At 68.1% G+C, this 12,958-nt stretch carries 11 protein-coding genes; 3 read left to right on the top strand and 8 right to left on the bottom strand.

Annotation, left to right across the window (positions count from 1 at the left end):
* Nucleotides 1-83 precede the first annotated feature (83 nt).
* Together ACQY9P_RS09775 and ACQY9P_RS09770 are read right to left on the bottom strand one after the other, a co-directional pair.
* Nucleotides 84-986, bottom strand: a complete 903-nt coding sequence (locus tag ACQY9P_RS09775; RefSeq protein ID WP_421739451.1) for an alpha/beta fold hydrolase — start codon at nt 984-986, stop codon at nt 84-86.
* A 112-nt stretch (nt 987-1,098) separates the two neighbouring features.
* A complete protein-coding gene (locus ACQY9P_RS09770) occupies nt 1,099-1,899 on the bottom strand; it encodes an SH3 domain-containing protein (protein WP_421739452.1) in 801 nt (266 codons plus the stop codon).
* 81 nt (nt 1,900-1,980) lie between these two features.
* Between ACQY9P_RS09770 and ACQY9P_RS09765 the strand changes: the two genes are divergently transcribed.
* Nucleotides 1,981-2,841, top strand: coding sequence for a crotonase/enoyl-CoA hydratase family protein (locus tag ACQY9P_RS09765; RefSeq protein ID WP_421739453.1), 861 nt, complete (start codon nt 1,981-1,983; stop codon nt 2,839-2,841).
* Here the strand turns inward: ACQY9P_RS09765 and ACQY9P_RS09760 are convergent.
* From ACQY9P_RS09760 to ACQY9P_RS09745, 4 genes are all read right to left on the bottom strand, one after another.
* Nucleotides 2,825-4,060: a pentapeptide repeat-containing protein gene (locus ACQY9P_RS09760; protein WP_421739454.1), complete on the bottom strand. Its 1,236-nt coding sequence runs from the start codon at nt 4,058-4,060 to the stop codon at nt 2,825-2,827. The two genes, ACQY9P_RS09765 and ACQY9P_RS09760, sit on opposite strands and share 17 nt — an antisense overlap.
* A gap of 98 nt (nt 4,061-4,158) precedes the next feature.
* Nucleotides 4,159-5,118: a magnesium transporter CorA family protein gene (locus ACQY9P_RS09755; protein ID WP_421739455.1), complete on the bottom strand. Its 960-nt coding sequence runs from the start codon at nt 5,116-5,118 to the stop codon at nt 4,159-4,161.
* Nucleotides 5,119-5,215: 97 nt separating this feature from the next.
* A complete protein-coding gene (locus ACQY9P_RS09750) occupies nt 5,216-5,911 on the bottom strand; it encodes a CHAP domain-containing protein (RefSeq protein WP_421739456.1) in 696 nt (231 codons plus the stop codon).
* 69 nt (nt 5,912-5,980) lie between these two features.
* On the bottom strand, nt 5,981-7,075 hold the full coding sequence (locus tag ACQY9P_RS09745) for an acyltransferase family protein (RefSeq protein ID WP_421739457.1): 1,095 nt from the start codon (nt 7,073-7,075) through the stop codon (nt 5,981-5,983).
* A gap of 117 nt (nt 7,076-7,192) precedes the next feature.
* Between ACQY9P_RS09745 and ACQY9P_RS09740 the strand changes: the two genes are divergently transcribed.
* On the top strand, nt 7,193-7,990 hold the full coding sequence (locus ACQY9P_RS09740) for a TerC family protein (protein WP_421739458.1): 798 nt from the start codon (nt 7,193-7,195) through the stop codon (nt 7,988-7,990).
* A 25-nt stretch (nt 7,991-8,015) separates the two neighbouring features.
* The gene (locus ACQY9P_RS09735) at nt 8,016-9,593 is read left to right on the top strand and encodes an MDR family MFS transporter (protein WP_421739459.1); all 1,578 of its coding nucleotides are present in this window, start codon (nt 8,016-8,018) and stop codon (nt 9,591-9,593) included.
* Here the strand turns inward: ACQY9P_RS09735 and pstS are convergent.
* Both pstS and ACQY9P_RS09725 read right to left on the bottom strand, forming a co-directional pair.
* Nucleotides 9,590-10,615 (bottom strand): phosphate ABC transporter substrate-binding protein PstS, encoded by a 1,026-nt coding sequence (gene pstS / locus ACQY9P_RS09730; RefSeq protein WP_421739460.1) that lies wholly within the window; start codon nt 10,613-10,615, stop codon nt 9,590-9,592. The two genes, ACQY9P_RS09735 and pstS, sit on opposite strands and share 4 nt — an antisense overlap.
* A gap of 146 nt (nt 10,616-10,761) precedes the next feature.
* Nucleotides 10,762-12,924: a primosomal protein N' gene (locus ACQY9P_RS09725; RefSeq protein WP_421739461.1), complete on the bottom strand. Its 2,163-nt coding sequence runs from the start codon at nt 12,922-12,924 to the stop codon at nt 10,762-10,764.
* Between the last annotated feature and the right edge of the window lie 34 nt (nt 12,925-12,958).

The raw sequence follows: 12,958 nt of genomic DNA, 5'->3' as shown, positions 1-12,958 counted from the left end.
AAACCTAGCTGAGCCCGCAGGCGAGTCATCTCCAACTCTCTGGATGAATCTGGGTCCCGGCTTTCGCCGGGAAGAGCGGGTTTCTATCGCGTCGCCATCGCGAAGATCGCGTCGCGCACCAGGTCCGGGCGCTCCATCGGCAGGAAGTGGCTGGTTCCCGCCACCGTCTCGATCAGGACGTCCTTGCCCCGCCGGGCGAAGCCCTCGGCGACGCGGCAGGTCGAGCCGCGCTCGGCCTTGAGGATGCGCACGGGACAGGTCACGCGACGGATGGCGCGCCAGGGATCGTGGCCCTGGGCCGAGTAGTTGGAGGCCTCCCAGGCCGGCGAGCAGGCCAGTTCCACCTTGCCGTCGTCGCGGTCGAAAAAGCCGCCATCGACATAGTCGGCCAACACGGCCTCGGGCCAAGTCTTGAAGGCTCCGCGTCCGGTATAGGCGGCGATCACGGCCTCGCGGTCATCGAAGATCGAGCGCCGGCGCGAGGCGGCCTGGGCGATCGGCATCTTCTTCCACAGGGCGCCCGAGGTCCACGGCGCATGGGCGTACAACGCCACCAGGCGGGGCATGATCACCGGGTCGAGCAGGACGAGGCCCCGGACCTTGCCGGGCACGGCGGCGGCTGTGAGCAGGCTGACCGTGCCGCCCATCGAGTGCCCGGCCAGAACCACGGGCGGCCCGTCCAGAACCTCCAGCAGGGCGATCAGATCATCGCGCAGGTCCAGCCAGGAACGACGCCCCTCGGCCCTGGCGGCGAGAAGACTGGCGCCGTGACCGCGCTGGTCGATGGCCAGGATCCGCAGTCCCGCCGCCAGCGGGGCCAGCAGGGTGTTGTAGGTCTGGGCGTTGAAACCATTAGCATGAACGAAGACCACGTCGATGGCGCGGTCCTGTGGCCCAAACTCCAGCGCCGCCATCTCGCCGGCGCCGGCGCGGCTGTTGATGGCGATCAGGCGTCTTCGGGGTTCGCGAAAAACGGCCGCGTCCATTGGCTAAGCTCCTACAGCGGCCCTGCTCCCAGGATAGGCTCCCCAGACGACCGCGTCCAACACCGCCTTCGCCTCCAGGACCGGATCCGGGGGCGAAGGCTGCGCATCAGGATCAGGCCTGGGTCAGTTGCCATTCTCCGCGGCTGTCGCGGCAGGCGCTGTAGCGTTCGGCCGCCGGGCGCTGGCCCGAGGTCGAGATCGTGGCGCTGATCACCCGGCAGGAGGCGGCGACGGCCTGGACCGGACGCACCAGCGACGGGGCGACATAGCCGACGCCATAGCCGTTCTGGCCCACCAGGACCCAGCCGCCGTTCGGGGCCGAGCCCAGGGCTTCAAAGGTCTGGCCGGCGGACAGCTTGCCCACCAGCTTGCCGCTGGTCGACGGCGCCGAGCGCAGGTTGGCCGCGCCGACGGCGGCATACTGGCCGCCGAGGGCGTCATAGCTGGGCAGGGCCTGCACGCCCGAGGCGAAGCGCAGGCTGCGGCTGTCGACGGGCGGGCCGTAGCTGGACGAGACCACGTCGATTCGGCCAGACGCGCCGGTGCGCGGATTGCTCCAGGTCTGGGCGACGCCGGTTTCCAGGGCCTTCTTCGTGGCCTGCTGGGCCAGGGCCGTGTCGGTCGACTGCATGCGGCAGCCGATGTACGAGCCCGCCGCCGCGCCGGCGGCCGCGCCGACCAGGGCGCCGAGGGTCTTTTCGTTCTTGGCGACCTTGCTGCCCAGGAAGGCGCCGGCGGCCGCGCCGATCAGGGCCCCGCCCTCCTGCTTCTTGCCCGAGCCCTCGCAGGAGAACAGGCTGCCCAGGCCCTTGGACTGGGCCATGGCGGGCGCGGGGGCCGCGGCGCCGGCGGCGATCATCGCGGCGATGGCGAGGGCGGCGGGAGCGTGAACAGCGTTATGGGTCGTCTTCATGTCGGGGTCTTCCCTAGAGTCAGTGTTGGCGCCGCGTCCCGTCCGGGGGATAATCCCTGATCAACGATAAGGGAGGACGGCATGAGCATCCACGAACAGGTGGACTATAGCTGTTTCAAGGTCGAGATCGAGGCTGGCGTCGCGCACATCCAGCTGAAGCGTCCCGAAGCCATGAACACTATGACACGGGCTTTCTGGAACGAGCTTCCCGCGATTGTAAAAAATATCGACGACAACGCCCTGGCGCGCTGCATCGTCATCTCCTCGACCGGCAAGCACTTCTCGGCCGGCATGGAACTTTCGGTGTTCACCGACGGCGAAGGCGTCACCGAGGAGCGAACCGGCGACCGCCATGTGGCCGGCGAGAGCTTCCGTCATCACGTCCACCACCTGCAGAACACCTTCACCTGCCTGGACAAGGCGCGGATGCCGGTGATCGTCGCCATCCAGGGCGGCTGCATCGGCGGGGCGGTGGACTTCATCAGCGCCTGCGACATCCGCTACGCCACGACCGAGGCCTTCTTCTGCATCCAGGAGATCAATATCGGCATGACCGCCGATGTCGGCACCTTCCCGCGCCTGTGCAAACTGATCCCCGAGGGCTGGGTGCGCGAGCTGGCCTATACGGGCCGTCGCCTGCCCGCCGCCAAGGCCCTGGCCATCGGTCTGGTCAACGAGACCTTCGACACCCACGACGAGGTCGTCGCCCACGCCCTGGCCACCGCCCGCGAGATCGCCGAGAAGTCGCCTCTGGCCGTGGCCGGCAGCAAGGTGATGATCAACTACGCCCGCGACCACACCATCGCCGACGGCCTGGACTATATCGCCACCTGGCAAACCGGGATGTTCTCGGGCCCACACATGGCCGAGGCGTTCAAGGCCAAGATGGAAAAGCGGCCGGCGGAATTCCCCGACCTGCTGCCGCTCAAGAAGCGAATGTAGCCTTCGCCGGCAGCTCCGCGCCCGTCAGGTCGCAACCGTCGAGGCGGACCCGCGTCAGGTCCGCCTCGATGAAGCGGGCGCGCGGCGCGCTGGCCCCGGCCAGTATGGCGCCGCGCAGCACCGCGCGGGTCAGGTCGGTGCGGATGAAGCGATCCTCGGCGATCTTCAGCGGACCCAGCTTGGCGCCCGACAGGTCGGCCCGCGCCATCTGTGCGCCGACCAGGCGCGCGCCGCGCAGGTCGGCGGTCCTGAGGTTGACGCCGCGCAGGTCCGCGCCTGAGAGATTGGCGCCCTGCAGCTGGACCCCTTCCAGGTCCATGCCGAAGAACACCGCGCCCGGGGCCGACAGGCCGCTGAGCCGGCGGCTCTTGAGGCGCTTCAGCGGCCGGAAATCGACCGATTCCAGCTTGGCGATCGCGCCATCGCGACCATCGCTTCTGCAAAACAGTTCGTGGGCGTCGAGCACGTCGTGCAGCGGCAGGTCGTCGACATAAATCAGCGGCGGCGGCGCGCGCAGCACCTCGGTGAGATCGACCTCTTCCAGATTGGCGCCTGACAGGTCGGTTCCGACCAGAACGGCCCGCCGCAGCGAGACCTTGGCCATGTCGGCGTTGTGCAGGTTGGCGCCGGACAGGTCGGCTCCGTCCATGCACGCATTGACCAGCTTGGCGCCCTGCAGGGTCACGCCGGTCATGTCGGCGTCGCTGAAATCGGCCGCCTGGGCGAAGGCGCCGGCCATCTGCGCGCCGGCCAGCTTGGCGCCCTTGAGCAGGGCGTAGTCCAGCTCACCAGGCCGCTTGGAGTGCTTGAGAATCCGCAGGCCCTTGGTGTCGTCCTGCACGGCGGTGACGCCCTCGCGCAGGTCGCAGCCCGACAGATCCGCGCCGGACAGGTTGGCCCCGCGCAGGCAGGCGCCGCGCATGTCGGCGCGTGACAGATTGGCCTCGCGCAGGTCGGAATCGCGCAGGTCGGCCCCATACAGCGTGGCGTTCGCCAGCTTGGTCCGCGCCATCATCGCGCCGCCCAGCAAGGCGCCCGTAAGGTCGGCCTCGGTGAGGTCGACGCCCTCGAAATTGTAGTTGTTGAGATTGGCGTAGGTGAGATTGGCGCGGCGACCGCCCGGCAGACCCTTCAGGAACCGACCATGCGCCTCCAGCGCCTCCTTGACGACGGAGGCGTGCAGCGTGCGGATCAGGCTGGCTCGAGTGTCGGCGGACATGCGGCGTGGCGTCTCTTCAGGCCAGCGACCGTCTCACGCCAACTTTAAGGAAAGGTTCAACCTGCACGATAATGTAGCAGGGCCCAGAGGGTTGAGCGCTACAGCCAGCCCTTGCGCTTGAACCACATCAGAGGCCCCACAGCGGCCACCAGCATCAGGCCGATCGCCATCGGATAGCCCTCCATCCAGCGCAGTTCGGGCATGTGCTCGAAGTTCATGCCGTAAACGCCGGCGATCAGGGTGGGCGGTAGGAACACGGCCGAAAACACCGAGAAGATCTTGAAGATCGCGTTCTGCTCGATGTTGATCAGGCCCAGCGCCGCGTCCAGCAGGAAGGTGATGTTACCCGAGACGTAGCTGGAATGGTCGGTGATCGACAGCACGTCACGCTGCAAGGACTTGAGGTGGTCGCGCAGGTCGCGGTCGCCCTCGAACTGCTCGGCCAACGAAGCGAAGCTCAGCAGGCGGGCCAGGCTGACCAGGCTGTCGCGGGCCTTGGCGTTGATGTTTTGGGCCCGGCCCAGACGGTTGAGGATCTGCTCGAACGCCCCGCCGCGCGGGCGGCTGAAGATGGCCCGCGACTGGGTCTCGACCTCGCCGGCGGTGCGCTCGATGATGTCGGCGGTGCGGTCGATGATGGCGTCCAGCAGGCCCAGGAAGGTCTGCGGACCGTTGGGGCACAGGCTGGGCTGGCGCTCGGCCTGGGCGGCGAACACCGAAAAGGCGCGCGGCTCGACATAACGGATGGTGATCAGGCGCTGTCCCGCCAGAACGAAGGTGACCGGCGCGGCGGTGGGCAGGTCGCCGTCGGCGTTGACCAGCACCGTGGCGGTCATGAAGGTGCCGCCGTCCTCCTGGTACAGACGCGAGGAGGCCTCGATCTCGGCCATCTCCTCGCGGGTGGGCAGCAGCAGGCCGATCGACTGCTCGACGGCCACCTCCTCCGCGCGCGAGGGGTCGACCAGCTCGATCCAGACGGCGTCGTCGGGCAGCCGCCAGTCACGTCCGCCGTCGCCGGTTTCGAAGCCCGGAGCGCCATGGCGCAGAATTCTCAGCATGGATCGGCGAGCCTCGTCACATGCCGGGAATGACCCAGCGCATGGCTCCCGTCAATCTCGACGCGGATCAGCGGGCCCTAGCCGAGAGGGGGCGGGCCTAGCGGGGAGCGGCCGGCTTGTCGTCTTCGGACTGGCCGCCCGAAGCGGCGGCGATCAGCGCGGCGATCCGGTCGGTCGAGTCGGCGGCCTGGGTGATGATGTCCAGCGGCGAGGCGCGGACCGAGGCGGCCACCTGGTTGGCGGCGGACTTGGCCAGCGAGACGGCGGCGTCCTGGGCCAGCGCCAGCTTGCTGGTGGCGGCGGCGATCTTGGTCGCCTGGGCGTTCTGATAGATGAAGCCGTTGGTCGGATAGACCGTGGTGCCGAGGTCGCGGATCGGGTCGTACCAGACCTTGACCTGGCTCCAGTCACCGGCTGGCGAGACGTCGACGACGGTGACGTCCTTTTCGATCTGGCCGCGATCGCCTTCGATGATCGACCAGTTGGCGTGGGTCACCTGGATGACGCGATCGGTCAGCACCTGGCTGACGAACGCGACATGGCCCAGGGTCATGCGGCCGGTAGGCTTGAAGCAGAGGACAGCGCCGGACTTGGGCGTGAAGCCCACATCGTACTTGCCGACAGCCTGGGACCACCAGGTGCGGGCGTCGCCGAAGATCTGGATACCCGACATCAGACGCGCGAACGGCACGCACTGCCAGTACCCGTCAGCCATCGCGCCGGAAACCGGCATCAGGCTGATCATGGCGGCGGCTGCGATGGAACCCCACAGGGTCCTCGTCCGTTTCGTCATGCTGTGGGTACTCCCCCGTGTCACTAACCAAGGGATAACCCTGCCAGCGACGTGTGAAAAGAGTGTTTCTCAGGCGCCGACCGCGACCTGTCGTCGCTGCCGCCATCCGCTGGCCCAAGATTTCATGTGTTCCCGGGCCGGCTTTTCGATCAGATGGTAAGATGCGGCCGACAGCGGAATCAATGCGCCGACGATGCACAGCCAGATGATCAGGGGCAATTGCTCGCCCTCGATATGCAGAGTTTTCGTCGCTGCATTGACCGATATGATCTTCCACGGGATGCAGATCATGTAGGTCGAATAGCTGATCTCGCCCAGATAGACGAAGAGACTTTGGCTGGCGAAGCTGGAACCTGACGCGGCCAGGCTGGCCAGCATCAGGATGAAGCCGCCCAGCGCCGCGACGATAACCGGATCGGGGGCGCCGAACTGGACCACCACCAGCACCAAGGCGCCCATTATCGCGGCGCCGGGCCCGGCGAGCCGGCCGGGAATCACCCCCGCGCGCCACAGGGCGTGCAAGGCGCAGCCATAGGCGAAGCACGGGACGATGCGCAGCGCGCCCCACTTGATGGTGGCCGCCGTCAGCGGAAAGCCCGCCAGACGCTCGAAGGCCGGATAGAGAATGGCGATCAGCCCCAGGGCCAGACCCACGGCCAGCACAGGCCTGTCCCGCAGCTTCCAGGCGACGAAGGCGAAGGCGGGGAAGCTCAGATAGGCGAACCACTCGGCCGAGATCGACCAGGAGGCATGGTTCCACCCCGACACCGGCGCGAAGCCCCAGGCGTGGACCAGCAGCAGATTGGCCGGCAGCGCTTCCCACGAGACGATGTTGTGGCCCACGGTGATCCCCGCGACGCCCGCGGCGGCGGCCATCAGCCCGATCCCCAGCAGGGTGGCCAGATGCAGCGGATACACCCGCGCCAGCCGGTTCCACAGGAAGTCGCCATAGCGGAACGTCCCCTGGCCGAACCCCTGCAGATAGACGTGGCACAGGATGAAGCCCGACAGGGTGAAGAAGGCCTCGACACCCAGATAGCCCTTGGCGGCGACCGTCGGCGTGAACCCCACCGCCAGGTTGGGCCAATAGTGGTACATCACCACCCAGAAGGCGGCGAAGAATCTAAGGGCCGTCAGGGGCTTGATATTGGCGGCGTCGGGCATACTTCAGGTCCAGTTTGGCGAAGCCCGGGGGCTTCCGTCGCGTTCCTTGCATGGACGAGGCCCGCTTGGGGGAGTGGGTCGAGACGCGTTTTCCAAGCAGAACCTTAGAACCGGACGATGAACGAACTCCTTAACCTCGCCGTGGACCCCGCCGCCTGGCTCGCCCTCGTGACCCTGGTGGTCATGGAAGTCGTGCTCGGCATCGACAACCTGGTCTTCATCTCGATCCTCTCCAACAAGCTGCCGGCCGAGCATCGGCAACGGGTGCGCCGCATCGGCATCTCGTTGGCCCTGATCATGCGACTGGTGCTGCTGTCGACCATCGCCTTTATCGTCGGCCTGGTGCATCCGGTGTTCGACCTGGGCATCGTCGGCCCCCTGGGTTCGCACGGCGAGCCCTCGTTCGAGACCGCCTTCTCGTGGCGCGACCTGATCCTGCTGGCCGGCGGCCTGTTCCTGATCTGGAAGGCCACCAAGGAGATCCACCACACGGTCGATCCCGGCCAGGAAAGCCACGACGTCCTCGACAAGACCGGGGCGGCGATCTCCAACGTCGGCGCGGCGATCTTCCAGATCATCCTGCTGGACCTGGTGTTCTCGATCGACTCGATCCTGACCGCCGTCGGCATGACCGATCACCTGCCGATCATGGTCGCCGCCGTGCTCATCGCCGTCACGGTGATGCTGCTGGCCGCCGACCCGCTGGCCAACTTCATCAACGACAACCCGACGGTCGTCATGTTGGCCCTGGGTTTCCTGCTGATGATCGGCACGGTACTGATCGCCGAAGCCTTCGGCATGCACGTGCCCAAGGGCTACATCTACACGGCCATGGCCTTCTCGGGCGTGGTCGAGGGCCTCAACATGATGTCGCGCAAGGCCGCGGCCAAAAAGAAGGGCGACGGCGGCCACTAAAGGTCCCCGTCGGGGATCTTAACGGATGGACGACAAGCCCTTCAGCGACGCCGAGCGCCGCCTGACGCTCGGCGCGCTGATGATCGTGTTCCTGCTCAGCGCGCTGGACCAGACCATCGTCTCGACGGCCATGCCTCGCATCATCAGCGAGTTGCATGGCCTGACGCTGTATTCGTGGGTCACCACCGCCTACCTGCTGACCTCGACGGTGATGGTGCCGATCTGGGGCAAGCTGGGCGACATCTATGGCCGCAAGCCGATCCTGGTGATCGGCATCTCGATCTTCCTGGTTGGCTCGTGGCTGTCGGGTCTGTCGGGCGAGTTCGGCCCGATCCTGGGCGTCAGCGGCATGGTGCAACTGATCGTCTTCCGCGCCCTGCAGGGCATCGGCGGCGGGGCCTTGTTCACCACCGCCTTCGCCATCATCGCCGACCTGTATCCCCCGCGCGAGCGGGGCAAGTTCGCCGGCATCTTCGGTTCGGTCTTTGGCCTGGCGTCCGTGCTGGGTCCGCTGATCGGCGGCTATTTCACCGACCACGGCACGGTGCAGTTGGGCGGCCACACGATCGCCGGCTGGCGCTGGGTGTTCTATGTCAACCTGCCGCTCAGCCTGCTGTCGCTGTTCATGGTGATCGTGAAGATGCCCGCCCTGCCCCACCAGCGGTCGGGCGAGGTGGACGTGCTGGGCGCGGCCCTGCTGATCGCCGCCTTCGTGCCGCTGCTGCTGGCGCTGAGCCTGGGCGGCCACAGCTTCGCCTGGAGCTCGCCCCAGAGCCTGGGCCTGTTCGGCCTCGCGGCCGTGGCCCTGAGCCTGTTCATCCTGGTCGAGAACCGGGTCAGCAATCCGATCCTGCCGCCGCACCTGTTCAGGAACCGGACCTTCTCCAGCGCCAACCTGGCCGGCTTCCTGATCTCCATGGCCTTCATGGGCGTGGTGATGTTCCTGCCGCTCTATCTGCAACTGGGGATGGGCGTGGCGGCCACCACCAGCGGCCTGATCATGCTGCCCCTGATGGGCGGCCTGATCATCGGCAGCACCATCTCAGGCCAACTGGTCAGCAAGACCGGCCAGTACCGGCCCTTCATGCTGGTGGGCGCGGGCCTGCTGCTGCTCGGGGTCAGCCTGCTGGCCGTCTTCCTCGGCAAGGTCGGCCTGCCCGTGCTTTGCCTGATGCTGCTGGTGGTCGGGCTGGGCCTGGGCCCGGGGCAGAGCCTGTTCAACATCGCCACCCAGAACGCCGTCGATCCGCGCGACATCGGCGTGGCCACCAGCTCCAACCAGTTCTTCCGCCAGATCGGCTCGACCGTCGGCGCGGCCCTGGCTGGAGCCCTGCTGACCCATCGCCTCGCCAGCCTGGGCGGCGCGATGGATCTGGGCGCCCTTCAGGGCATGACGGTCAGGGCCGGCCTCGCGGGCGGGCGTCACGCCGTGGATCCCGTCCTGCGCGACGCCCTCCTGCATGCGGTGCAAGGCGTGACTCAGGCCGCCGCCCTGGTCGTGCTGGCGGGCCTGATCGCGATCCTGTTCATCCCGGTGATGCCGCTGCGCTCGCGCATGCCGACGGCCGCGCCGGTGCTGGCCAAGGACGAGCCGACCAACTAGTGCGCCGCCTTCCAGCTCCGGCGGACCAGGGTTTTCACCGGCTCGGTGACCGGCGCGTAGCCGAGCGCCGAGACCTTGGCGTCGCCCTTGGCGTAGCCCCAGTCGAAGAAGTCGATCACCTGCTTGCGACGATCGGCCGGCGCGTCGTCGCGCAGCAGTCCGTAGCTGACCAGCACCAAGGGCCAGCTGGCCGCGCCCGGCCGGTCCAGGGTGGGCACGCCAAAGCCCTTTGACGCCGACCAGTTGGCGCCGGCCGCGACAGCGGCGAAGGCCGCGGGGGACGGGGCGATGAAGGCGCCGTCGTGGTTCTTCAGCGACACCAGGTCCAGCTTGTGGTCCAGGGCGTAGGCGTATTCGACATAGCTGATCGTGCCCATGGTGCCGGACATGATCTCGCTGATCCCGCCATTGCCCTTGCCGCCCAGGCCGGTGGGCCAGTTGACGGTCTCACCGGCCCCCGGGCCGGCTTTCCAGCTGGCGCTGACCGATGACAGATAGCTGGACAGCAGCAGGGTCATGCTGGCGGGATCGGTGCGGTGGGCGACCGTGATCGGCCAGTCCGGCAGGTCGACGCCCGGATTGACGGCCTTGATCTTCGGGTCGTTCCACTTGGTGATCTCGCCCATGAAGATAGCCGCCAGCAGCGGCCCGTCCAGGCGCAGCTTGCCGCTCTCCAGGCCGGGAACATTGGTCACCAGCACGGTGCCGCTGATCAGGAATGGGAACTGGCTGAGACCCTTGGCGGCCAGGTCGGCGTCCGACAGCGGCATGGCGGTCACGCCGAAATCGACGGCCTTGGCCTCGATCTGGCTGACGCCGTAGGCCGAGTTCTGACCCTGATAGGTCATGATCTGGCCGGTCTCGGCCTGATAGTCGGCCATCCAGGCCTTGAACAGCGGCGACTGGATCGAGCCCCCCGCGCCGGCGATGGGAGCGGGCTTTTCGGGCGCCGTCTGGGCGACGACGCCGCCCGCCACACCCACGCACAACATGAACGCCACCGACGCCATAAGCGATTTCATCGCGCTTCCTCCGGCCGGCGGTGATCGCCGCAGGGAGGGTTCTTCGTCCCTGCCGTTACGTCACCGCTCGATATGCGCCTTTTTCGGCGGTCCGGCGGGCCTGGGCCTATGTGGCACGAGGACGCATGAAAGGCCCCGCGGCGGCGTCAGAGAAAGCTGTACGGATCAATGTCGATCACCACCCGGACCGAGTTGGGGACCTTGGCCCGCGCCCGCCAGGCCGACATGAAACCCTGCAGGTCCACCGTGCGGTCGGCGCGCACCAGGAACCGCTTGCGACGTCGTCCGCGCACCAGCCCCAGCGGGGCGTCGGCCGGGCCGAACACCTCGACGCCCTCGGCGTTGGGGATCACCGCCGCCAACGCCTCGACATAGGCCTCCAGGGCCGCGGCGTCGGGTCCGGAGGCGATCACCGCCGCCAGGCGTCCGAACGGCGGCAGGCCCGCCTCCTCGCGCATCCGCATCTCGGCCTCGACGAAGGCGTCGCGGTCCTGGGCCTTCAAGGCCTGCAACACGGCGTGGTCGGGCGTGTAGGTCTGCAGCATGGCCCGCCCCGGCTTTTCGTGCCGTCCGGCCCGGCCGGCCGCCTGGGCCAGCAACTGGAACGTCCGCTCGCCGGCCCTCAGGTCGCCGCCGCGCAGGGACAGGTCGGCGTCGACCACGCCCACCAGGGTCAGGTTGGGAAAGTTGTGACCCTTGGCGGCGGCCTGGGTGGCCACCAGGATGTCGATCTCGCCCGCAGCCATGGTCTCGACCAGCGCCCGCGCCCCGGCCGCGTCCATCACCGTATCCGAAGAGAACACCGCCACCCGGGCGGTCGGGAACAGGTAGCGCGCCTCCTCCTCCACCCGCTCCACGCCCGGACCGATCGAGACCAGGCTGTCCTTGGCCCCGCAATGCGGACAGGCCTCGGGCTTCTTCATCGAGAAGCCCGTCAGGTGGCAGACCAGCCGGCCGGTATAGCGGTGCTCGACCAGCCAGCTGTCGGTGTCGGGCGACTTCATCTTCTCGCCGCACGCCTTGCATAGCACCAGCGGCGCATAGCCCCGACGGTTGAGGAACAGCATCGACTGCTCTCCCCGCTCCAGGGTCACGGCCATGGCCTTGATCAGCGGCGGCGACAGCCAGCGCCCGGGCTCGGGCGGGGTCTCGCGCATGTCGATCAGGCTGATGTCGGGCAGTTGCGCCGCCCCGTGCCGGGCGCTCAGCCGCAGCCAGCGATAGCGCCCGCTCTGGGCGTTGAACAGGCTCTCCAGCGACGGCGTCGCCGAGGCCAGCACCACCAGCGCCCCCTCGATCTTGGCGCGGGCCACGGCGAGATCCCGGGCCTGATAGATGAAGCCCTCCTCCTGCTTGAACGAGCTGTCGTGCTCTTCGTCGACCACGATCAGGCGCAGGCTGCGGAACGGCAGGAACAGGGCCGAGCGGGCGCCGACCACGATCCGCGCCTCGCCGCTGGCCACGCCTTCCCAGACGCGGCGGCGCTTGGGCGGGGCGACGCCGGAATGCCACTCGGCCGGCACAGCGCCGAACCGCGCCTCGAACCGCGCCATCACCGCCTGGGTCAGGGCGATCTCGGGCAGCAGGATCAGCACCTGGCTGCCCGGGTCCTCGGCCAGGGCGGCGGCGACGGCCTCCAGATAGACCTCGGTCTTGCCCGAGCCGGTAACGCCGTCCAGCAACGCCGCCTGGAAGCCGCCCTGGCCCAGCATCTCGCCCAGCACATCGGCGCAGGCCTGCTGGCTGGGATTGAGCGTCTGGGGCGGCAGGGCCAGGTCAGGGGCGGGGAAACTCTTGTCGGCCTCGACGAACTCGACCGCCAGCGCGCCCTCGTCCACCAGGCCCTTGACGACGCCGGCCGAGACGCCCGCGATATTGGCCAGGGCCGCGCCCGACATCGGCCCCGCCTGGGCCGCCGCCAGCACCTTCAGACGGGCCGGCGTCATCCGGCCGGGCTGGGTTCCGGTCAGGACCAGCACCTTGTCGGGCTTGGGCGGAGGATGGCGCAGACCGCGCAGGGCCATGGCCAGCGGCCAGCCCGGGACATCGACCGAATAGCGCGCCGCCCAATCGATGAAGGTCAGGATTCCCGGCGGCAGGCTGGGGTCGTCCAGCTTTTCCAAAACCGGCTTCAGCGGCCGATTGCCGCCGGTCCCGTCGCGCAGGGCGGTGACCACGCCGCGAATCACGCGGGGGCCCAGAGGCACGGTCACATGGTCGCCAAGCTCCAGCCCCAGGCCGTCCGGCTCGGCATAGTCGAACGCCTCCGGCAGCGGCATGGGCAGGAGAACGGAAGCGATGCGCGGCATGGGAATCAGCTTCTGCCGTGAAAGCGATCCCAGG

The organism is Caulobacter sp., assembly GCF_965279145.1.
In the GTDB taxonomy this organism is placed as follows: domain Bacteria; phylum Pseudomonadota; class Alphaproteobacteria; order Caulobacterales; family Caulobacteraceae; genus Caulobacter.
Note: the sequence above shows the minus strand (reverse complement) of the source record. Positions and strands in the feature narration are given on the sequence as shown.